The sequence below is a fragment of the Micropepsis pineolensis genome, assembly GCF_055392125.1.
In genome coordinates, this window is sequence record NZ_AP042408.1 from 1,604,002 (window position 1) to 1,626,361 (window position 22,360).

A 22,360-nucleotide genomic window follows, 5' to 3' on the forward strand; every position below is an offset into this window, starting at 1 on the left:
AAAAACGCGGCATGAAACTCTCCTGCTTTTAAGCGGATACGATCGAACGCCAGTCGTTGCGTTCCGGGGTGCCGGGTTTGCGTGCCCCGAACAGTTGTGCAAAACACAATCCGTCACGGTCGAACAGTTCGAGCGAATGGACATCGCCGTCGCGGGTTGGCTTGCGCACGATATAGGCGTGGGCAATCTCGTCCTCGCGCAGGTGCAGGCAGAAATCTTCGTCCAGAATATTCAGCCAGGATCCGGTGCGTTTGAGGATGCGGACTGGGCCGGTATGAATCTGGATGCAGCCCGGATTGCCGACAAAGACCATGATCGGGCTGTTGCCATCACGCGCCGCCTGTAAAATGGTATCCAGCGTGGTGGCGGCGACGGGGCGCGCAAAATCGGTGCCCGCCAGACGCAGGGCCTGCAGGCGACCGACCGTGTAGCGGCGCAGCAAGGCAAAGAAGTCGTGGGTGTCCTGCAGCGCGGCCCAATCGCGGCACAACCCCTCTGTGTCGATGGTGGTGTCAGGGTGGTCTGCAGCGGGGCGGGGCAGGGGGCTGACCGCAACGTCTGTCGACTGGTCCGGGCTGCGCCATGCGGCAATCAAACGCTCGAAGGCATCGATGTTACTGCCGCGGGTTTGGTAGATTTTGTGCACTGCCGTGCCATCAGCATCAAAGAACTGCAGCGAGCGGCGCAGGCCATGCTCGGTTTGTTCAAACACCGCAAAGCTGTGATGCCAGTGTGACGGGAATAGCCGCAGGTCGATCTTGCTGCCCAGCACCAGACCGGCGCGGCCCTCGGTTGAGACCTTTTCGTAATGGCCGATCTTTTCATGCACGCAAGGGGCATTTCGGGTGATGGCTTTTACCGAACCCAGATCGGGCAGGTCGCTGAGGATGCTAATGCCTTCTGTGCGAAGACGAATCGCGCGCTCGCCGACAAAGCTGGCGATCAGTTCGGCTTCGCTGACCATCAGTTTGGCGGCGGCATCGCGCGGCCGCAACTTGCGTACGTCGCACTCGAGATTTTCCCAAGCGGTGCGCAAAGATATGCCGGTAAGTCTGGCATTTTGCTGATCGATCTGTCCGGTTTCGTTCACATTTTTCTCCATGCGGCAGTATTGCAATTGATTCTCAATATCGATATTGCGTTGATAATAAGATTGAGAATCGTTCTCGTGTCAAGGCGGCATAGAGACAGTGTTTGGAGGGTTGTTCTGTGGCAGCGTTTTATGAAGCTGCGCTGATGTCGGTTGCCCTATGGGCTTTCGGCGGCGCGCTGTTTGCTGGTGCCCCGGCGTTGGTTTTCTGCTCCCGCGATGCGGTGCCTTTGGTCTGCCCCCAGCCACGTGGGGGTGTGATCCATGCAGAATGATGTCGCACAGCCCTTACCGCTGGAACAGCATTTTGCCCGGGAAGACGACACCCTGCACGCCGCCTTTGGTAAGCGTGGCAGTGCCCACTGGATGATGGGGCGTCCGGTGCCGGTACCCGATCCACAAGCCACCTATGCCCAGCTGATCGCCGCCAGCGGCAGTGGCAAACGCAGCGTCTATGTGCATATACCGTTTTGCGTCAATCATTGTCTGTTCTGCGGCTTTTACCGTAACCGCGCCGATGAATCGGATATGCATGATTATGTCCTGCATCTGTTGCGGGAAATCGAAAGTGATGCAGCGCGACTGGGGCCGGCACCTATCCATACAGTTTATTTCGGCGGTGGTACGCCCAGCGCGCTCAGTGCTGAAGATCTCGGTGCCTTGGTTACGGCAGTGCGAACCCATCTGCCGCTGGCACCGGATTGTGAAATCACCATCGAGGGGCGGGTGGTCGGTTTTGGCCTTGATAAAATCGAGGCTTGTCTGGCGGCGGGTGCGAATCGTTTTTCGATTGGTGTACAGAGCTTTGATACGCAATTGCGTCGCCGTTTCGGCCGTAAAGCCGCGTGTGACGAGATCATCGCCTTCATGCAGTGTTTACAGCAAACCGACCGCGCCGCGGTGGTGTGCGATCTGATCTATGGTCTTCCCGGTCAGACAATGGAAAGCTGGCGGCAGGATATCGAAACCTGCATCGCGCTTGGGTTAGATGGTGTCGATCTGTATGGCCTGACCCTGTTTGAAAAAGGGCCCCTGGCGCAATCGATTCAAAAAGGGGCCTTGCCTGCGGCGGCGGATATGGCGCAAATGGCGCACATGTATGTCACCGGGCTTGAGATGCTGGCGAATGCCGGCTGGCGCCACCTGACGCAGGCGCATTGGGCAAGTACGACGCGGGAACGCAATCTCTATAACCATTATGCTAAAACGGGTACCGACTGTCTGGCCTTTGGGGCTGGGGCGGGCGGCATGCTCGCCGGGCATCGCTTCATGCAGGATGGTGATGCCGCCACTTATCGGGCCAGGGTTGCCGGTGGCGAAAAGCCGATTGCCATGATGTTTAGCCCGATGGCGGTCAATGCTTTGCGCAACCGCATCACAGCAGGAATGGAACTGGGCTACCTCAATCTAGCGCAACTGGAACAACACACCGCTCCCGGTTTGACCGCAGCGCTGTCGCCGCTGCTGATACAATGGGCGCGGGCCGGGTTAATCCGTCCACGCACCGATGCTGTGCAGCTTCTGCCCCCGGGCTGGTTCTGGCAGTCAAACCTCTCGGACAGTTTGCTGCAACTGACCATGCAGTATCTGCACAAAGATGAGCAGCCTCATTCGCAAGGATTACACCATGTCCACTGACGTAACCAATAAAGCCGACGCACTGAAGGCAGCACTGGAAGACAAGCCAAATGGCGTACTGGAAGATGTGGCCCGCCAGTTTGCCGTTCCAACCCGTCAGGTAATCGATGCGCTGCCGCAGGGTATGCAGACCTGTGTCGATAGCAGCCATTTTGAAGCTGTAATGACGGATGTTACGGCATGGGGCGATGTGACGTTCCTGGTCCATACCGAGGACGTTATTGCCGAATATAAAGGTGCGGTACCGCCGGGGCGCTTTGCCCGCGGTTATTATAATCTTGAGGGGGGTGCACTGGGCGGACATCTGCGTGCCGAAAATTGCGCGGCAATCTATTTTGTTCGTCGCCCATTCATGAAACTGGAAACGCGCGCAATTTGGTTCGTCAATCAGTCCGGCGAGCCGATGTTCAAAATCTTTGTCGGGCGTAATCCCGACCGTTCGCTGAAAGAAGATCAGGTGACGCGCTTCGACGCGCTGTTGGCCAGCCTTTCGTAGCACAATCATCACTATCAATGTGGGGTGTCATGCGTTCTTTTTTACAAAATGTTCGTCGAAATCGGGGTGGTTTTCTGTTGCCGATGCTGCTGGCCGGTACAGCTTTGGTCGCGGTGAGTTTGCCGATGCAGTCTGTGCTGGCGGCTGATGCTGGGGCTTCGGTATATAGCTTTAATATCCCGGCCGGTACGCTGAGCCAGTCGTTGCAGGGGCTCGCCAATCAGTCCGGGTTGGAGCTGACCGTTGATGAAAATGCTGTGCGCGGATTGTCCGCTGGCGCGGTTTTGGGTTCGTTGTCAGCCAATCAGGCGCTGGTCCAAATGCTGGCCGGAACCGACTTACAGTACGAGGTTAATGCCAGGCGCATTGTTATTAGCAAAAAGGCGGGCTCGGGCGGACCAACGGTACTGGGTGGGTTGGATGTCAAAGGTAAAGCACGGATCGCCGCACCGGTTTCGCAGATTGGTAAGCCGACGGTACTGACCAAGACAACCAAGCGGCAGGAGTTGGAAAACAAACAGATCGACAGTCTGGCCGATTATGCCCGGCGTATCGATGCTGGTGTCAGTTATAATTCCAACACCAAAAGTATCAACATTCAGGGGCTGGATGAAAACCGGGTTCTGACTACAGTCGATGGTGTGTCGATTCCATGGCTCTATGATGGTGCCCGTGGTGTGCAGGGCGGTGTGTCGACCTATGATTTTGACGCGCTGTCAAAACTTGATGTCGTCAAAAGTGCGGATTCAAGCGCATTCGGCACAGGTGCTCTGGGCGGTGTGCTGGCGCTGCAAACACTGGACCCGTCTGATTTGCTGGCCGAGGGGGCGTCCTTCGGTGGTCTGTCCAAGCTGATGTATAACAGCGCCGATCATAGCTGGTATGCCGGTCAGGCTCTGGCGGCTCAGGTGGATGACACCAGCGTGCTGGTGCAGGCCAGTTATAAAAATGGCGCAGAACAGCAGAATATGGGCAAGGTTGGCGGCAGCGGTTCCACGCGAACTGACCGTAATCCGGCCGATGTTGAGCAGGAGAATCTGCTGGTCAAAGTGTATCAGCAGGTGGCGGGTGGGCACCGCTTTGGGCTGACGGGAGAGATCTATTCTAACGATTATAACGAAGACACTTTAACCAGTGTTGGTTCGACCTACAGCAGCTATACTACTCAGACACTGAACAAACGCCGCCGCGTGCTCGGCACTTATGATTATGACGGTCAGGAAGGTGGTGGGTTCCTCGACAGTGCCCATGTCGGAATTTACTGGCAGCGCGTTGATTTGCAGATCAACACCACCGGCTATCGTCTGACGACACCCAAGGGGCTGTATGTTCGTGACAGTGATCTGCGGGAAGAAGATTCTGGAATTTCCGCAGCGGGCAGCAAAAGCTTTGCATCGGATTTTGGCGATCACGCCATCGGGTTCGGTGTCGATTACCGCCATGCGCTGACGTCGGAATATGCGGCAGGTGAAGATAATTGTACCACGGCGATCTATGCCTGCAATTATTATCACGTTAATCAATCTGACATGCCGAATGTCGATAGCGATACGGTTGGCCTTTTCGTACAGGACCGGATCAGCTTTACAGGCTATGGCTTGCATGTGACGCCGGGGGTACGCTTTGACTGGTACCAGCGCGATCCCCAGTCAACCCCCAGTTATGTTGCCAATGATGCCTATACCGGGATGCCGGCATCGTCGAGCAGCTCGCATTTGTCACCAAAAATCCTGCTTGAATATGATGCTGCCGATCAGGTAACGCTGTTTGCGCAATGGTCTCAGGCGTTTCGCGCCCCGTCCGCTACCGAGCTGTATTTGAGCTATGGCGGCAATGGTTCGTATGTCAGCATCGGTAATCCTGACCTAAAGCCAGAAACCAGCAATGGTTTTCTGATCGGCAGCAAAGTGGGCGATGACGTGCTGGGCGGTAAGGTGACGGTGTATGACAATTACTACCGTAACTTCATCGATAACATTACCACCACGGCGGCAGCGGCGGGTATCAGCGGCAGTTTTCCGATGGGCGTTTTTGAATATGTCAATCGCAGCCATGTCCATATTTATGGTGGTGATCTCGAAGCCCATTGGCGTTTCCTGCCCAACTGGCATGCCTGGTTCTCGGTAGTCTATGCGGTTGGCAAAGACACGGTCGAGGATGTGCACTTAAATTCTGTGCCGCCACTGAAGGGTATTCTGGGGGTCGGTTACGCCGATGAAGATTTCGGTGTTGATCTGTCGACCACTGCGGCGGCGGCCCGCAACAAGGTCGAAACGCCAACATCCAGCCTCAACAAAACCGGCAGCTATGGCATTGTTGATATGAGTGCCTGGTGGCAGTTACCATGGGTGGATGGGCTTCGTTTGCAAGGTGGCATCTATAATATCCTCAACGCAACCTATTATGACGCGCTGGATATTCCGGACAGCTCGACCCTGAAACAGTCTTATTATTCACAACCCGGTCGTAACGCGAAAATCTCGCTGGTGTATCACTTCTGATCCTTAGGTTTCGCCCCGCACCTGTCACGGTATTCATGGCAGGGTGGGGCGGGAAAGTTTCCTTATGCATAATAGCGTTTTGTGCAAAATCTGTAGGCGGTGGTGGGCGTGTATGATGGGCGGAATGGCCTTGGCGCTTACACCTGCGCAGGCAGCTGTGCCTGCATTACCGCAGGGATTTTCCCCCATCTCGATGTTTGTAACCGCCGATGGCGTGGTGAAGGGGGTGATTTGCATTTTGCTGCTGGCATCAATTGCGACATGGACCGTGCTGGTCGCCAAAAGTTTTGAGATGGCGCAGGCTATCCGTTGCCAGTGTCGTGCCTTCACGGTTCTGGAGGGCGCGCAGACACTAAAACTGGCTGCGGCGAATGTTTCTGGGGATGCAGTTTTTGCCACCCGTCTGCTGGATGCCGCCGTGACGGAGATGCATCTGTCCGCGGGGATTTCTGAAGATCGCGATGGTGTGAAAGAACGCATTGCGCTTCGGCTGGAACGGATCGAAGCCGCAGCGGGGCGCCAGATGTTCAAAGGTATTGGTATTCTGGCCACTATTGGTGCTACTGCCCCCTTTATCGGCCTTTTTGGCACGGTGTGGGGGGGTATGAACAGCTTTGTTGGCATTTCTGTTGCGCAAACGTCGAACCTGTCAGTGGTGGCACCGGGTATTGCCGAAGCGCTGCTGGCCACTGCCGTCGGTCTGGTCGCAGCGATTCCTGCAGTTATTATCTATAATCTTTTTGTGCGCTGTATTGCCTCGTACAAAGCGTTGGTGGCCGATTGCGCATCGGTGGTGCTGCGTTTAGCGTCGCGTGATCTGTCAGGGCTGGACAGACGGGCTGAGCCAAGCCTGCGCGCCGTGGCGGAGTAAGGCGGATGGTTCGCTTGCGGCATCATGACGATGTGCTGAAAGAAGCTTGCGAGATTAATGTCACACCGTTTATCGATGTGATGTTGGTGATGCTGATTATTTTTATGGTGGCAGCGCCGTTGGCAACCGTAGATGTCAAGGTGGATTTACCGCAAGCTGCGGCAGTGTCATCACCACGCCCACAACAGCCGATTTATCTAACAATTCTGGCCAATCACCGCATCGCGTTGGGGGAGACGGTGATTGCCACCGATGCATTGCAAGCGCAGTTGCTACAGCTCAGTCAGGGGAACCGGGGTGAGCGAATATTCCTGCGTGCCGACAAGACGGTGGATTATGATACATTGATGCAGGTGATGAATCGACTGCGTGGCTTTGGTTTCTTAAAAATTGCCCTGGTCGGGGCAGAGGGCGGCAAAGAGCAATGAGTATTGTTCTGTCCGATGTGGTCTGGCAACCGTCCTGGCAAGGCCGCTCTTCGGTAATGAGGCGTCATTGGATGGGGGCTTTTGCCGTTGCCGCCGCGCTGCATGTCGCAGCGTTTGCTGCCGTGGCGCTGCGCACATCCCCGGTGTCGGTAAAAGCAAGTGAGCCAGCCATTCTGGTGGATATGGTGCCACAGGAAAAGCCACAGCCCACCCCCCAACCGACGCAGCGCGCTGCGGCACCCAAAACGGTCATGCACAGTCCTGCTGTAGCTTCGTCTGCTGTGGCTCCTATGGTGGCATCCGCAGCCCCCACCACAGCCCCTCTGCCAAAGGTGGCATTACCAACGCAGGCATCTGCGCCGGATGTCGGCGCGTTTCGGGCTGATTGGGCCGCCATTGTGCTCAGGCGGTTGGAACAGTTTAAACGCTACCCGGCGGAGGCCGTCGCCGGGCATGAACAGGGCGTGGTCTATTTGCGTTTTGTTATTGACCGCGAAGGACTGGTACACAGTGCACGGATCGATAAAAGTTCTGGTTATGATGCGCTGGATCACGAAGCCTTGGTGCTGGCCCGCCGGGCGCAACCCTTTCCCAGACCGCCGTCACAGCTCGCCGGGGATCGCTTTGATCTGGTCGTGCCGATCCGTTTTTCTCTCGATCTTTGAAGCCGGCGCTGGCTGAATAACGCCACCAGCGCCGTATCTGTCATCGGAGCTATTTCGTTCCGGTACCTTCCTGCGGCAGAATTTTGACATGCAGGGCGCGGTCTGCCACGAAATATTTCTGCACCAGATCCCGGATCATGGCGGGGGTAACGGCATTCAGTTCATCACGGGTTTTATAAACCACATTGGCGATGGTCGATTGATCATTCACATGTGGAATGGTGTAGACCCAGTGCTGGTTATCGCTCTGGTCATTCTGCCAATGCTCAATAAGCGGTTTGCGGGCTCGGTCCAGCTCATCCTGACTGACCGTTTTTGCTTTCAGATCGTCGATAATGCCGTTGACCGCGATTACGAACGCCGCGTCGTTGCCGGTGGCAACTGAGCCGGAAACCGCGATATAGCCGAAGTTCTTGAAGGCCCAGGACTGGTCACGCCTGGCGTTGGCATCATAGGCCTGCCCCAGTTTCTGGCGCACAGTGTTGAAGGCTCTGAGGTTAATAATTTCTGTCAGAATTTCCAGCCCGCGTGAGACTTGTGTATCCTGTGTTTCTCCCGGTACCGGCCAGGCGAGGAGGCTGAGGCTTTGATCGGCCCGGCCATTGTGATGCAGCACCTGCGTTACGTGATCCGTCGGGAATGCCGCATAATCCCCACCATCCGCTATCGGGATCGTTTTCGGCAGTGTGGGTAATGTCGCAAAGGTTGCCGCAACGCTCTTTACGGCGGTATCCGGATTGACGTCACCGACAATGGTAATTTCCACAGGGCTTTGGGCCAGCATTGTCTGGATCAGGTTTTGCACCTGCTCGATGGTCGTGGCCTCGGCTTCGGCAAGGGATGGTAAGGCAAAGCGTTTGTCAGCGGCGTGCGTCAGGCTAGGCAGGTGTGATTGCAGCAGGAACAGTGGATTGCTGGCCTGTTGAGTATAAAGCATCGGCAAAGCACTGTGAAGCTGATCGAATGGGGCCGGTCGATAGGCGGCATCGGTGGCATAGGCCATCAATAACTGAAGTTGTGTGGGCAGGTCTGCCTCGGTGGTGACACCGTTGAAGGTGGCTTCGCGTTCACTAATGCCAAACATCACATTGACATTTTTTCCAGCCAACGCCTGATCAAGCTGTTCAAGTGTGATCTTCTTTAATCCCCCGCGTACAAAACCACCGGTCATCGTATAAGAATTGGTCAGAAACGTTGGGGCGTTGCTCTGTGGCGACAGGGTTTCAAGACCACCTTTATACCCGACGCTAACCAGAACCTGATTGTCTTTGAATTTGGTCGGTTTGATATTGAGTATCAGGCCATTGGCAAAGCTGTAACGGATAAAGCCAAAATCCTTATACTCCTTTTGCGCAACTGGTATTTGCGCTTTGCCAAAATCCGTATAGGGCCAGCGGGCTGCCGCCTCGGCTTTATATGCCGTGGCCTTTTCCTGCATCGCTGTCAGATAGGCGGCTTTCATGACGGCGGCATCAAGGTCTCCGGAATTTTCACCCATATGTGCTAGCAAGGGGCCATCCCCGGCGAACAATGTCTTTATACGCAGGTTAAGATTTTCTGCCGTCAGGTTGGGTTTAAGCCGTGCAAAATCGCCGACATCCTGCGCGGGCGAGGTGAAGACTGTGTTGGCGTCAAGATTTGCGATAATCACATCCGCGATTACGGCAGAATTTCGTGTCTTGGCCCCGTCGGCCGCTGTTTTAAGGCCAGCTTCTATTCCGATAAGTATGGGGGTGACCTCTTCCGCGGTTACACCAAAGCTGACGAATTGCCGGTAAAACTGCATGATTTGTTCGAAGGATTTATTGTACTGGCCGGGTTTGGGCATGATGCCAAATTGAAGGAGTTGCGCCGTCTGGGGTATGGGCTGTTGCGCTATTCCTGCCCCAACATAGGCGGCATCATCCTGTTGTGCCCGGCGCTGCAGCCGGGTGTTCAGAATACCGATCAGAATGCTGTCTGCCATATCTTCGTTGGCTTTTGCGCGTGTTCCGGCTCTGGTGTCATAGGGCTGAAACCAGGTGGCGTTTATCATATCGGGTACGGATGGCGCGATGTAGGTGAACGCCTGCAATCCTTTGGTTTTATAAGGTTCAAAGGTGACATGACGGGCTGCCCCCACGGCCTTCCAGTCAGCAAAGGTTGCCTTGATTCTGACTTCGATCTGAGCCGGATCGATATCGCCCGCAATCACCAGTGTGGTCAGCGCCGGGCGATAGAAGGCGTGATAGAACGCGACAAGCGTTTGCGGCGGCACGGTCTTGATGACATCCGTCGAGCCGATTGCATTGCCGGCGGTGGCAAATTTCTGCCCGGCGAAGGCTGCCTTGTACCAACCAGACATAGCTTGCATGGGTGGGGTATTCCGCAGCCGTTCTTCACCCAAAATGATGTCACGTTCGTGATTAACGGCATCGGGCTGAAATAACAGATTTCCTGCGAATTCGCGCATCACAAAAAGCGCGGCATCCAGCGAAGCCGGGGCATTGTCTGGCAGGTCGAGCAGATATTCCGTTTTGTCCGGGAAGGTAATGGCCCCGGCATCCGGGCCGAGCTTCATGCCGTGGCGTTGCAACAGTGGCAGCAATTGCCCTTTTGGAATGTGGCGCGAGCCGTTGAAGGCCATATGTTCGACGAAGTGGGCGACGCCGCGCTCGCTTTCAGATTCCATCATGGACCCGGCGGCAATGCGTAAACGCACCGATACATTCTTTTGCGGGGTACTGTTCTTATAAATGACATAGCCCATGCCATTAGGCAGCCGCCCAAAGCGGGCATCGGGATCGGGGGCAATATCGCTGTGCGCCTGTGGCCAGTCGATGGTGGCTGGGGCTTTGACGGTGCCACCCAGCGCCGGTGCGGTCAGAAAAAGGCCAAGCGTTAAACACGACCCGAACAACACGAAACCAATCCGATGCGTATGCGACATACGGAATTCTCCCCCAAGTTGCGCCAAAGGGTATAGATCTCCGCTGACAGCGCCTGCCACATATGCGGGGTAGTATTGTTGTCCGGTACGTTACCAGTGGTTGTGTTCTTCTGGAGCTTCCTTTCTGCGTGCACCTTATGGTGGAGCAGTGCGCTGCGATTTCACTACGTAAAGCCGAACCAATATAGTCTGGGACTGTTGGGGGGGAACCGTTACATATCAATGCGTTGAGCGGTTAAATGGCGGACAGGGCGTCCGTCGAAGTTTCGTCCGTCGAAGTGTGGCACCTTCCCAATAACATAATGAAATAAAGGATTTTTTTGATTCCGTTGTCCATTAACGTTTTGCGTTTTCCCCGAAAATCGCCTATTTTATGTGGGATTTAATGTGGGATAATTGGGGGCGGCTATGCCAAAGAAGGCTAAGGAAATGACCGCGCTGGCGGTAGGGAAGTTGCGCTTGGAGGGCCGCTACGCGGTTGGTGGCGTCGATGGTCTCCATTTATACATTGTTGGCGGTTCCCGTGCCTGGGTGCTGCGGGCTTCGGTCGGTACGCTGATCGATGCCTCCGGGAACCGAAAGCCGCGTCGGCGTGATATTGGGCTGGGTGGCTTCCCAGAAGTATCGCTAGCCGAGGCACGGGACCGGGCTAGGGCATTGCGGCTTAAGCTGCGCGATGGAATCGATCCGGTGGAAGAGCGGCGGCAGATGCGTGCCCAAGCGCGATTGGATGCGGCGCGAACCATGACCTTTGATGCCTGCGCCAAGGCATACATCGAGGCCAATAAAGACGGGTGGAAGAACCCTAAGCATGCCCAGCAATGGACGAATACGCTTACCACCTATGCTTCGCCGATCCTCGGTAAGCTGGCCGTTGCCGATATCGACACGGAATTGGTACAGCGGGTGCTGAGCCAGCCGGTAGATGCAAAAGGTGAACGGAAGTCCTTCTGGCTGGTAAAGTCTGAAACCGCGAACCGGGTGCGCGGGCGTATGGAGATTATTCTAGATTGGGCTAAAACCAACGGATACCGCAGCGGTGATAACCCGGCGGCGTGGAAAGGCCATCTGAAACATCTGCTGCCTGCCAAGAGTAAGGTGCAGAGGGTTCAGCATCATGAAGCCCTGAAATATTCGCAAATCGCTGCCTTTATGTCTGCGTTGCGTCAGCGCAAGGGAATATCGGCGCGGGCGCTAGAGTTCCTTATTCTGACGGCAACACGCAGCGGCGAAACCATTCGAGCGCGGTGGGACGAAATCGACCTGCAGGCGCGCATATGGATCATTCCGGCAGAACGCATGAAAGCCGGTGTTGAGCATCGCGTGCCACTGTCAGATCCGGCCATTGCTTTACTGCAAAGCCTGCCGAAGGTCGAAGGTTGCCCATATGTGTTTCAGGCTCCGCGAGGCAAAACTTTGTCTGATATGGCGTTGACTATGCTGGTGCGTGGCATGTGGCCGGACAAGATCAAGGTGCATGGCTTCCGCTCGACTTTCCGCGATTGGGCGGGGGAGACAACGTCTTATCCGCGCGAGATCTGTGAACAGGCTCTGGCGCATAAGCTGGCGGCAGGTGTCGAGGCGGCCTATCAGCGTGGCGATTTCTTGGCCAAGCGGGCGCGTTTAATGGCCGATTGGGCGCGTTATTGCGAAACCACACAGGTCTTGGCAGGCGAAGTGGTTCCGATTGGTGCGCGCAGCGCATAGGATTCTTGCGGAAACCAGGGGGACCTATTCTGATGAAATCTACTGGATGCACTCCATAATAGTTTCGCTATAATCGGGTTATGCGCGGCTTACTATTGCAATTGTGCGGGGGCAAACGTGTGGTGCGTGTATGGCGGTCTGTTTGTGCTGGGTTGGGTGTTGGCCGTATGGGGCATTGGCCAGACAGTTCTGCTGTCTCGCGCGCAGACCCGTTTGCGCCGCCGCTTGGCTGAGGCCGAGGCGCGCGCTTTGCGCACCCAGATAAATCCGCACTTTCTCTATAATACCCTCAATGCTATTGCCGAACTGGGCTACAGCGATCCGAAAACCGCCGACCGGGTGGTGACCGAACTGAGCCTGCTGCTGCGCAAGGCGCTCGATACCAGCCACCGTCAGGAAATCGCCGTGCGGGACGAGGTGGCATTCCTAAAAAGTTATCTTAGCATTCAGGCCGTGCTGCTGGGCGAAAGGTTGCTGACGCAGATGGATATTTCCGAACGGGTTCTGCCTGCCCGGCTGCCTGGTATGATCCTGCAGCCGCTGGTCGAGAACGCGTTGACCTATGGCCTATCGGCTAGTGGCACCGCCGATATTGCGATTGCGGTGCAGCGGGACAGGGCGGTGCTGGTGCTGACGGTATCGGATCGTGGCCCCGGGCTTCCCGCAGGTGGTATCACCGAGGGCATCGGATTAGGTAATATCAGGGCACGTTTGAAGCATCTTTACGGTGCTGCGGCGTCGCTGCAATTGTGCCATCACCCCGAGGGCGGTTTAGTGGTGCGGCTGCTTCTGCCGTACCATGAAGGGTTTGCGTATGACGAAGCTTAAGGTTCTGATCGTTGACGATATGCCGATCTCCCGGGCTCGGCTGCGGCGGATTCTGGCCGAGGATGGGGCGGTCGAGATCGTAGGCGAGTGTGGCGATGCCGCTGCTGCCTTGGCGGTGGTGGCGGCCGAGAAGCCAGATCTGCTTTTCCTCGATGTTCAGATGCCGGGAATGAGCGGGCTGGATCTGGTGGCGCGGCTGCCTAATCCGCGTCCGGCGATCATCTTCGTCACCGCTTTTGAGGAATTCGCCGTACAGGCTTTTGCGGCTGAGGCGGTCGATTATCTGCTCAAGCCCTTTGACCGCACCCGGCTGGAACAAGCGCTGGCCAAGGTGCGCAAGGTGCGGGGCCCGGCGCTACCCGCCAACGGATCAACAAGCGTGGCATCAAAGTGGCTGGAGCGGATCGCGGTCAAATCGGTCGGACGGATTGACTATGTGGAAACAATTGCGGTGGACTGGATCGAGGCGGCAGGCAATTACCTCTCCCTGCATTGCGGGGCTGGCAGCTATCTGGTGCGCCAGACCATGAATCAGATCGAGCAGGAACTAGATCCGGCCAGTTTTGTGCGCATTCACCGTTCAGCCATGGTGCGCATTACCGCCATTGCATCGGTCGAGCCTTTATTCAATGGTGACAGGGCCTTGACCCTGAAAGACGGCACCAAGCTCACCCTAAGCCGGAGCTTCCGCGACAAGGCCCGGGCAGCGTTGGGCGAAATCTGAGTCTTCTTCCGTCCCTAATTCGCCACGGCTCGTCCCACCAGCGCCACGGAGAAACCCTTCGCCATCGCGCCTACGGACCGATGGGCCAATTTTCTCTCCTGCGTCGGCGCATTTTCCGGCGAACAGGAGTGACATGGATCCGCGTAGCGCCTTGGATATTCTGAAACGTCAGTCCCGGCAGGAAGGCTTCCCTCCTTCTGCCGGGGGGCGGCGCTTGCGGTTTTCTCTGCGCAGTATCCTGGCCGGTGTGGCCGCGATTGCCCTTATCGGAATCGCGGTCGCCGGTTGGCTGATCCTTTATCCTGGCCCACTGCCGGTAACGGCGGTGGAGGTGATGGCCGAGGGCGGTGATACGGGCAGTGTGCTGAATGCGTCCGGTACCGTGATCGCACAAATGCAGGCCACCATCGCGGCGCAGGTCACCGGCATGGTGACGGAGGTCTATGTCCATGAAGGCGAGCGTGTTACCAGGGGGCAGATTGTGGCCCGGCTGGATGACCGCACCGCCCGCGCCAGCACTGCGGCGGCGGCAGCGACATTGAAAGCTAATATGGCCGAGGCGGCAGCCTATGCCGCACTGGCGGATCGCTATCATAACGATCTAAAGCGCCAGAAGGCTCTGGCCGCGGCACAGGCCACCAGTGCCGCCAGTGTCGAGGAGGCCGATGCCAATTACCGTTATAATCACGCACTGGCCGAAACTTATAGCGGGCTTGCCGATCAAAGCCGCCAGAATTTGCGCTACGCCCGTACCCAGCAGGATTTTGCCATCATCCGTGCCCCCTTTGCCGGTGTGGTGACCGAGCGCTATGCCCATCCCGGTGAAATGATCTCGCCACAGGCGGTGGGCGGCTTCACCCAGACCGGCATCTGTACCATCGTCGATATGTCCTCGCTTGAGGTGGATGTCGATGTCGGCGAGGCCTTTATCGCTCGCCTGCACAGCGGCCAGAGCGCATCCATCGTACTCGACGCCTATCCCGATCAGCGCTATGGCGGGCATGTCATCACCATTGTACCCACAGCCAATCAGCAAAAGGCGACGGTAAAGGTCCGCGTTGCCTTCGATGCGCTCGATGCCCGCATTCTGCCGCAGATGAACGGGCAGGTCTGGTTTGAAGCGGTTCCGGGCAGTGCCTCGCCGATCCAGCGACTGTTCGTGCCAGTGGCGGCAGTTATTCGCGATCATGGCAAAACATATGTTTTCCGCATTGATGGCGATGTCGTTCACAGAATTCCTGTGCAAATCCGCTCGGACCGCAAAGGCCGGGTGCGCGTTCTGTCCGGTTTGCAACCCGGCGAACGCGTCGTAACATCTGATCAGCAGCCGTTAGCAGACGGCAGGAAGGTACTGGACCATGCTTGAACCGCTACGTCAGAGCGAAACCATAACCGATACGCCGCAGATCCGCTTACGTGCCGTCAGCAAGTTTTACCGGCGCGGTAGCGAAAAGGTCGAGGTGCTGGAAGATCTCGATCTCGAAGTGCCGCGCGGCGATTTTCTTGCTTTGATGGCCCCTTCGGGTAAGGGCAAGAGCACCTTGCTCAATCTGATCGGCGGCATCGATAAACCTAATGCGGGGGATGTCATCGTCGATGGTGTGGCGCTGAACCGCTTAAGTGATGCCAAATTGGCAGCATGGCGGGCGCACACTGTTGGCTTCGTCTTCCAGCTTTATCATCTGATGGCGGCCTTAAGCGCGGTAGAGAATGTTGAACTGCCCTTACTGCTGACCAGATTGTCGGCAGACGAGCGGCGCAAACGGGCGGAAGCCGCCCTGATGCTAACTGGTATGGCGGATCGGGCCAAATTTAAACCGGCAGAATTGTCAGGTGGGCAGCAGCAGCGGGTGGCGATTGCTCGGGCGATTGTTTCTGATCCGGATATTCTGCTGTGCGATGAGCCGACGGGGGATCTCGACCGAAAAACGGCGATGAGATCTTGGCGCTACTGCATCTGCTGAACAGCGAGCATGGAAAAACCATCATCATGGTGACCCATGATCCCCATGCCGCCGCACGCGCCAACCACACGCTTTTTCTTACCGGCCACACATTATCGCAGGAACCGGAGGCGTAAGGTGAACAGGTTCAAACTGATAACCGCGGGCATCCGCCGCCATAAATTGCGCACGTTGTTTATGGTGATGTCGGTCATGGTGGCGTTCGCCATCTTCATCGTGCTGAACGCACTCGACTACGGGTTGGGAGGGCTGGTGAATTATGGTATGGCTAAACGCGTCAATATTGTCGGTATGAATGGCATTATGCCGGTACGCTATGCTCAGGAAATCTCCGCCATGCCGGGGATAGAAACGGTTTCCTATTACGATGCTTTTTACGCCTATTATCGAGATATGCAGCATGGCGTTTTTGTCCAGGCTGGATCCTTTCCGGATTTTATGAAGGTCTATCCGGAGTTTTCGGTTACGCCTGCATCGGCCTATGCTGCAATGCGAGCGGACCGACGCTGCGCCTTCGCCGGAAGCCATCTGGCAAAAAAATATAACTGGAAAGTTGGTCAAGTCCTACCCCTGATTAATGGTGCACCGAATCGTCAGGACGGTACGAACTGGACCTATCGCATCTGTGGTATTTACACGGCTGCCTCATCTGAGGTTTTCGCTTCAAACCTGATCACCCGCTACGATTATTATAACGAAAACAAGGGTGCGGCATTTATGAAAGATCGCATTCAGGCGATGATCATAATGATCCGGGATGTGCGGGACCTGGATCGCATCACGTATGATATTGATGCCAGATATGCCCATTCTGTTCCAATGACGATGACCTTGCCGGATAACATGCTGATTGAAAGCATGTTGAAGTCATTTGGTGATATTGGTGGCATCCTGCTTTCGATTGCTGTGGTGGTCTTTTTTGCCATGCTATTGGTCAGTGGCAGTACGACTGCAGAATCTATTCGTGGACGGATGAACGAATTCGCCATGCTGCGCGCACTTGGCTTTACCCGCCAGCAACTTGTTCGCTGTGTTTTGGGCGAGGCGGCGCTAGTGATTGGCATCGGAGCCGTATTAGGAATTATTCTGGGCAAGCTGATCTGCGATACGGTCGCGCCATCCATACGAGAAACGTTGCCCTTTTTCATGGTTCGGTTTCAATCCGTTGCGTTATCGATTGTGCTGGCGGCCATTTTCGCTGTCGCTATCAGTTGGCTGCCAGCCCGGCGCGTCATGGCGCTTGAAATCGCCGACACTTTGCGGAGGGCATAAAATGTCAACACTATTCCAGATTGCTTCGGTGTGCCGGTGGAATTTCCGCAGTTTGCAGATGCGAATACGAAAGTCACTGATCATTTCAATCAGCTTTCTTGCTGTCATATTTGTTTTTGCCATTGTTCTGGCCATCCGCGATGGCATGCAAAAAAGCGGCGTGCGTCGGTCCTCTCAAGCCATTGCTACGATTTCTTCTATGAAAGGGCTTGGGCCTGATGCTGCGGATCGTATCAGTCAGATGCCGGGGATTGCCCGTGTCGGCGGCAAGGCTGTGGTGACGCCGGTTTTATACCATCAGATTATGCTTCGGGACTGGAAACCGGGCATGATCGGTCTGACGGCAGTTTCCGGAATTAAAGCCAGTCAGGTTGGCAACCTGCCGAATTTTTATATGACCGGCGGGCGGATGTTCCGTCCAGGCTTTAACGAAATGATTATTGGTGAAGGTGCAAAGAAAATTTATCCGCAATATGCCATCGGGCGCGATATCAACTGGATGCAGCGCAAATGGCATATCGTCGGCAGTTACAGCACGGGTAGTGATGTGCAGGATTCGATTTTTCTTGCCGATTTGACGCAAGTTCAACAGACTGTGAATGCAGGGAATAATTATTCGAATATCTATGTCCAGCTTCAGCGCCCATCGGATTATGATCGCTTCCGTCAGGCCCTTGAAAAACAAAGCGTTATTTCTCCCAGTATCCAGCGCCTGAGCGATCAGGAAACGGAAATGGGCAAACCATTCCGCGCGGTTCTGACCTTGGCGGATGGAGTGATCACGGTCTTGATGGCCATCGGTGCCATCTTCGCAGCCCTCAACGTGATGAATGCTGCAGTTGAAGCGCGTAAAAGTGAACTGGCTATCTTACGGGCGCTGGGTTTCGCCCGCCTGCCCATTCTGACGGCCATATTAAGCGAAGCACTTGTGCTGGCACTGGCGGGCGGCATTTTGGCCGTCTGCATGGTTGGGTTGATTTTCAGTGGGGCGGAAACCAGCACTCTGATGGATAACCGCACGGTGTCGTTCCATCTGGAACTGACGGTTTCGGCGGCTCTGACGGCGCTGGGCCTGACACTGGCGATGGGCTTTGTTGGTGGTCTGTTTCCTGCCATCCGTGCCGCACGTCTGCCCATCGCCGCCGCACTGCATGAGGGGTAATAGAATAAATCCACTCTGCGTGTTGCAGACTGAATGCTTTGCGGCGCTTGCGTTGGGAGGGGCTGTTGTTTTTGGTTCTGGGATACGTGCTGGCAATGTGGCGCCGAGCGTGTTTGCGATGTGTGCCGTGTCGGCGAGCCGTACCGCGTTCTTCACGATCGGTCTGCAGTCGGGTCGTAACCGCCAACGCGCGCACTGCTCGGGCCGCGGGGCCGGGTGGGACGGCGTGCTGTAATTTCGTGCAATAGTTGTGTGACGTAACGAATTAAAACTAAAAGTAAGTAAAAGATACAAACCCGCCTTGTAACCGTATCGTGTTTTGTAGCTGTTAATATGCTGTATTTGTTGATAAAAATCGAAAAGTTACGCAGTTACGCCAGTTACACGCCCCATACATAAGGATTCTGAAAAGAGTTCCCCACGCCCGTGGGGATGAGCCGCTCTGATTGATGGCGTCCGGCCCGGAAAGCCAGAGTTCCCCACGCCCGTGGGGATTATGTCAGCGTATGAGGTTCTGCGGCCTTGACGCCGAGGTCCAGCAATTTTTCACCACCCTCTCCAAGGTTTCGCGGACATCTGCATCCCGCATAATGGCGCGGTGTGTGCGCACTGGTGGCATAGGGGCGTTATCTGCCGTCATGCAAGTGTTGTGAAGGCGGCGCTATGCACTCGTGAGCGGGCGTTTGCGGTCTTGTCGGCGATCTTGACAACTTGGCCGCCCGCGAAGCGATGGCTGCATGCTTCGTTGCGGCGAAGTGGTCGGCCATAGCCAGACGTACGGATGGGTCCAAAGTCAGTCCTTTTCTGATTACCGGGTTGTTTGCGCACTTGCATGCGATTCATTTACCCGTAAAGATTGAGAATCTTGGGGCCAGCACGTATCCGTCTGCGCTACGATTGAGCCGTTTTTAACCTAGCGGATCAAAAATTTATGTGGGATTTAATGTGGGGTGAGGTTTTTCCGTTTTGGAAAAACGCTTATATATCAATGTGTTATGAGGTTAAATGGCGGACAGGGCGGGATTCGAACCCGCGGAACGCTATTAACGTTCACACACTTTCCAGGCGTGCGCCTTCAACCACTCGGCCACCTGTCCGCATTTTGTGGGGGAGGGATTTAAAGCATTTGGCGCGCAAAGCAAGACGTATCCCGAAAAAGGATCAAATTCCCGTTCCGCGGTAGTCTTTCTCGTCGTTTTCCGCGGCACCGATCGGTCCGCTATAGCGCCGCTTGAGCCACATTACCCCAAGCAAATCCTGCACGCTGACCAGCAGGCGGCCGAAATTGGTATATTTTGATCGACCGGTGAGGCGGGCGCGATGATTGACCGGCACAAAGCGCACGACGGCGCCTTCGCGCAGCGCCAGCGTGATGAGGAAGCGATGGATGTGATCGAAATAGGGCATGGCGAGAAAAAGCTCGCGTTTAAAGGCTTTTAAGCCACAGCCGGTATCGGCGGCACCGTCCTGCAGTAGCCATTGGCGAATGCCGTTGCCCAAGCGCGAGGCCATTTTGCGGCTCCAGTTGTCCTGCCGCTTGGCCCGCACGCCCGACACCATGCCGATTCGCTCGTCGCTGTTCAGCAGTGCCAGCAGGTTGGGGATGTCGGCCGGGTCGTTCTGACCATCACCGTCTAAGGTGACGATCACCGCGCCATGGGCTGCCAGAATCCCGGTACGGATCGCGCGGCTTTGGCCAGCGTTGCGGCTGTGGCGGATGACCCGCAGTGTCGAAATTTCGGCCTGCAACGCATGCAGCGCTTCGACCGTGCCGTCGGTCGAGCCATCATCGACGAACAGGATTTCGCTGGCCTGAGTTTCCGTAGGGGCCTGCCCGGTCAGGGCGGCGGCGATCTCACGCGCCAGAGTGGCGACATTGCCAGCTTCGTCTTTTACCGGCACGACTACTGAAATCGCTATCGTCATCGGAGGATCCGTTCGTTGTAGTGTTGGCCTTGGGGCCTATGATTTGGGACCAGTGATTTGGCGCCTTTGATAAAGTGTCTGGCGCCCGCTTGCAAAAGATTCGCCGGGATGCAGAACTCAGGTCCTGTAATCCGGGGGGGAATCTTTGGGCTGGATCATCTTACGCCTCGGATTTCGCCTCTGATACTTGGGGCAAGATCGTAGTATGGCAGCCGGTGAATCTGCCGTACAGTGTATAGTGTTTAACGGCCCGGTATGGGCGAGGGTGCTTCATGGCGGAAACAATTCCAAGCGCGGCGGATGATGCTTTGACGGATGTTGGGCCAGTCAATGACAGTCCTGAGCATGCCAGTTCGGAAAATGTCACCCCCGCGAGGGCGTATAAGCCTGCTGCCCGTCCCTTTGCCTTTCTGACCCGGTTGATGCACCACCCCCGTCTGGTGCTTACGCTGCTGTGTCTGCTGTTGTGGGCGCCGGGCGTTTTCTCGCTGCCGCCGCTTGATCGTGATGAAAGCCGGTTTGCCGAGGCCTCTAAACAGATGGTCGAAAGTGGTGATATCGTTGATATCCGCTTTGGCACCGTGCCGCGCTACAAAAAACCGGTGGGGATTTATTGGGCCCAGGCCGGGCTGACGGCGGTGGTCGATAAAGTCTCGGGTGTGGTCAATCATAACCGGATCTGGACCTATCGGCTGGCGTCGCTGATCGGCGGCATTGTCGCCGTCTGGCTAACCTATTGGACCGCCTTGGCGCTTTTGGCACCGCAAGGGGCCTTTATCGCCAGTCTGCTGATGGCGCTGTCGACGCTGTTGTTGGCAGAATCGAGCATTGCCACCACCGATGCTGTATTGCTGGCCTGTATTCTGGCCGGACAGGGCGTTTTCCTGCGGGTTTATAAAGCCGTGCGCGAAGGCCAGACGCTGCCCTCGGTCTGGTTCTGTCTTATCGGCTGGCTGGCGCTTGGGCTGGCCACTTTGGTCAAGGGGCCGATGGCGTTGCCGATTGTCGGTCTGACCTATGTCTTCCTGTCGCTGTGGGATGGCGGCTGGCGTCGGTTCAATGGTGGTTGGGGGATGAAGACCCATCCGCATCGCGGCATTATCCTGTTGCTGGCCATTGTGGCGCCGTGGGCTATCGCGATTGCCGCGCGCAGCAATGGCGCGTTCTACGATCAGGCGCTGGGCCATGATTTCGCCGCTAAACTGGCGGGTGGTCAGGAAAGCCATGGCGGTTCGCCGGGCTATTATTTCCTGCTCTTGTGGCTGACCTTCTGGCCTGCCACGCTGGGGCTGGTACAGGGCGTGGTGATGGCGGTGCGTCGGCGTCAGGAACCGGTGGTGCGCTTTCTGATCGCCTGGATATTGCCTGCATGGTTGATGTTCGAGGCGGTGCCGACCAAGCTGCCGCATTACGTGTTGCCGCTGTATCCGGCGCTGGCCATTCTGGCAGCGATGTGGCTGACCAGCCAGAGCCGGGGCGAGGGACGTGAGCGCGAAACGCTGTTTGACCGTATCGGTTTCGTCGTCGGCGGTGTGGTCTATGCGCTGGGTGCCATCGTGCTGGCAGTGGCCGCTCTGCTGCTGCCGAAGATTTATGGTCATGGTCTGATCGGTTGGCAAATCGCTGTGGTGGCGGTGTTTGCGCCGTTGTCGTTGTTGGCACTGGTGGCCTATTTCCGCCGCCTGATGCTGACCGCGCTGGCGGCGGTGCTGTTATCACTGGTGGCGATGTATCCGCTTATCACCGCAGGGATCGGGCCGGGGCTGGACAAGATCTGGATCAGCCCGCGGGCGGCAGCGGCGACCCATGCGCTGTCGGTGGCGGGTGATCCGCCCCCCAAGATGGCCGGGTATATCGAGCCCAGCCTGTTCTTCCTGCTCGGCAGTGATACGCGTTTGACCGACGGCACCGGGGCGGCCGAGGCCGGGGCGGCTGAAGGTGGGTTGGCGCTGGTCGAAAAGGCCCATCAGGCTTCGTTCCTGGCCAAGCTGGCCGATCTGCAGGCCGATGCCGTGGTGGTGGGCGAGGTCGATGGTCTCAACTATTCGCGGGGCCGTCTGGCCCACATCATTATCTATCGCATCACGCCAGTGCGCGATCTGGCTCCGATACCGCCCAGTGAGTAAGGTTGGCCAGTGAATAATATGGTTTTCACGGAT

The 22,360-nt window shown here is 56.4% G+C and carries 16 protein-coding genes, 1 tRNA gene and 1 pseudogene; 14 read left to right on the plus strand and 4 right to left on the minus strand.

Translation table 11 applies throughout. The annotated features are described in order from the left end of the window. Positions 1–28: 28 nt before the first annotated feature. Positions 29–1,090 carry a hemin-degrading factor gene (locus tag ACZ5RI_RS07130; RefSeq protein WP_464515417.1) on the minus strand — a complete coding sequence of 354 codons (1,062 nt, stop codon included), beginning with the start codon at positions 1,088–1,090 and terminating at the stop codon, positions 29–31. 264 nt (positions 1,091–1,354) lie between these two features. On the opposite strand from ACZ5RI_RS07130, the gene hutW reads away from it, so the two are divergent. The 6 genes from hutW (at position 1,355) to ACZ5RI_RS07160 (ending at position 7,689) form a co-directional block, all read left to right on the plus strand. Beyond that, positions 1,355–2,728, plus strand: a complete 1,374-nt coding sequence (hutW, locus tag ACZ5RI_RS07135; protein WP_464515418.1) for a heme anaerobic degradation radical SAM methyltransferase ChuW/HutW — start codon at positions 1,355–1,357, stop codon at positions 2,726–2,728. Beyond that, positions 2,718–3,224 carry a heme utilization cystosolic carrier protein HutX gene (hutX, locus tag ACZ5RI_RS07140; protein WP_464515419.1) on the plus strand — a complete coding sequence of 169 codons (507 nt, stop codon included), beginning with the start codon at positions 2,718–2,720 and terminating at the stop codon, positions 3,222–3,224. The genes hutW and hutX overlap by 11 nt, the downstream gene beginning before the upstream one ends. A 29-nt stretch (positions 3,225–3,253) precedes the next feature. Beyond that, positions 3,254–5,725, plus strand: coding sequence for a TonB-dependent receptor (locus ACZ5RI_RS07145; RefSeq protein ID WP_464515420.1), 2,472 nt, complete (start codon positions 3,254–3,256; stop codon positions 5,723–5,725). Positions 5,726–5,849: 124 nt separating this feature from the next. Further along, positions 5,850–6,596, plus strand: coding sequence for a tonB-system energizer ExbB (gene exbB, locus ACZ5RI_RS07150; protein ID WP_464515421.1), 747 nt, complete (start codon positions 5,850–5,852; stop codon positions 6,594–6,596). 5 nt (positions 6,597–6,601) lie between these two features. Continuing rightward, positions 6,602–7,024, plus strand: a complete 423-nt coding sequence (exbD, locus tag ACZ5RI_RS07155) for a TonB system transport protein ExbD (RefSeq protein ID WP_464515422.1) — start codon at positions 6,602–6,604, stop codon at positions 7,022–7,024. Next, positions 7,021–7,689 carry an energy transducer TonB gene (locus ACZ5RI_RS07160; RefSeq protein ID WP_464515423.1) on the plus strand — a complete coding sequence of 223 codons (669 nt, stop codon included), beginning with the start codon at positions 7,021–7,023 and terminating at the stop codon, positions 7,687–7,689. The genes exbD and ACZ5RI_RS07160 overlap by 4 nt, the downstream gene beginning before the upstream one ends. 49 nt (positions 7,690–7,738) lie before the next feature. On the opposite strand, the gene ACZ5RI_RS07165 is transcribed toward ACZ5RI_RS07160, so the two are convergent. Beyond that, entirely contained in the window at positions 7,739–10,618 is a 2,880-nt protein-coding gene (locus tag ACZ5RI_RS07165) for a M16 family metallopeptidase (RefSeq protein WP_464515424.1), read from the minus strand. A 408-nt stretch (positions 10,619–11,026) separates the two neighbouring features. Between ACZ5RI_RS07165 and ACZ5RI_RS07170 the strand changes: the two genes are divergently transcribed. The 7 genes and pseudogenes from ACZ5RI_RS07170 (at position 11,027) to ACZ5RI_RS07200 (ending at position 18,275) form a co-directional block, all read left to right on the plus strand. Further along, on the plus strand, positions 11,027–12,325 hold the full coding sequence (locus ACZ5RI_RS07170; RefSeq protein WP_464515425.1) for a tyrosine-type recombinase/integrase: 1,299 nt from the start codon (positions 11,027–11,029) through the stop codon (positions 12,323–12,325). Positions 12,326–12,442: 117 nt separating this feature from the next. Further along, on the plus strand, positions 12,443–13,153 hold the full coding sequence (locus ACZ5RI_RS07175) for a sensor histidine kinase (protein ID WP_464515426.1): 711 nt from the start codon (positions 12,443–12,445) through the stop codon (positions 13,151–13,153). Next, entirely contained in the window at positions 13,140–13,877 is a 738-nt protein-coding gene (locus tag ACZ5RI_RS07180; protein ID WP_464515427.1) for a LytR/AlgR family response regulator transcription factor, read from the plus strand. The genes ACZ5RI_RS07175 and ACZ5RI_RS07180 overlap by 14 nt, the downstream gene beginning before the upstream one ends. A gap of 133 nt (positions 13,878–14,010) precedes the next feature. Further along, complete coding sequence (locus tag ACZ5RI_RS07185) at positions 14,011–15,243, plus strand: efflux RND transporter periplasmic adaptor subunit (protein ID WP_464515428.1); 1,233 nt, start codon at positions 14,011–14,013, stop codon at positions 15,241–15,243. Continuing rightward, positions 15,236–15,957 (plus strand): annotated as a pseudogene (locus tag ACZ5RI_RS07190) (ABC transporter ATP-binding protein). The gene ACZ5RI_RS07185 and the pseudogene ACZ5RI_RS07190 overlap by 8 nt, the downstream one beginning before the upstream one ends. A 1-nt stretch (position 15,958) precedes the next feature. Then, positions 15,959–17,113 (plus strand): ABC transporter permease, encoded by a 1,155-nt coding sequence (locus ACZ5RI_RS07195; protein ID WP_464515429.1) that lies wholly within the window; start codon positions 15,959–15,961, stop codon positions 17,111–17,113. A 1-nt stretch (position 17,114) separates the two neighbouring features. After that, positions 17,115–18,275, plus strand: coding sequence for an ABC transporter permease (locus ACZ5RI_RS07200; RefSeq protein WP_464515430.1), 1,161 nt, complete (start codon positions 17,115–17,117; stop codon positions 18,273–18,275). 1,006 nt (positions 18,276–19,281) lie between these two features. Here ACZ5RI_RS07200 and ACZ5RI_RS07205 read toward each other — a convergent pair. Next, positions 19,282–19,372 (minus strand) — tRNA-Ser (locus ACZ5RI_RS07205). A 64-nt stretch (positions 19,373–19,436) separates the two neighbouring features. After that, positions 19,437–20,201, minus strand: a complete 765-nt coding sequence (locus tag ACZ5RI_RS07210) for a glycosyltransferase family 2 protein (protein WP_464515431.1) — start codon at positions 20,199–20,201, stop codon at positions 19,437–19,439. A gap of 272 nt (positions 20,202–20,473) precedes the next feature. Here ACZ5RI_RS07210 and ACZ5RI_RS07215 point away from each other — a divergent pair, with 272 nt between their 5' ends. Further along, positions 20,474–22,327, plus strand: a complete 1,854-nt coding sequence (locus ACZ5RI_RS07215) for an ArnT family glycosyltransferase (RefSeq protein WP_464515432.1) — start codon at positions 20,474–20,476, stop codon at positions 22,325–22,327. The last annotated feature ends 33 nt before the right edge of the window (positions 22,328–22,360 follow it).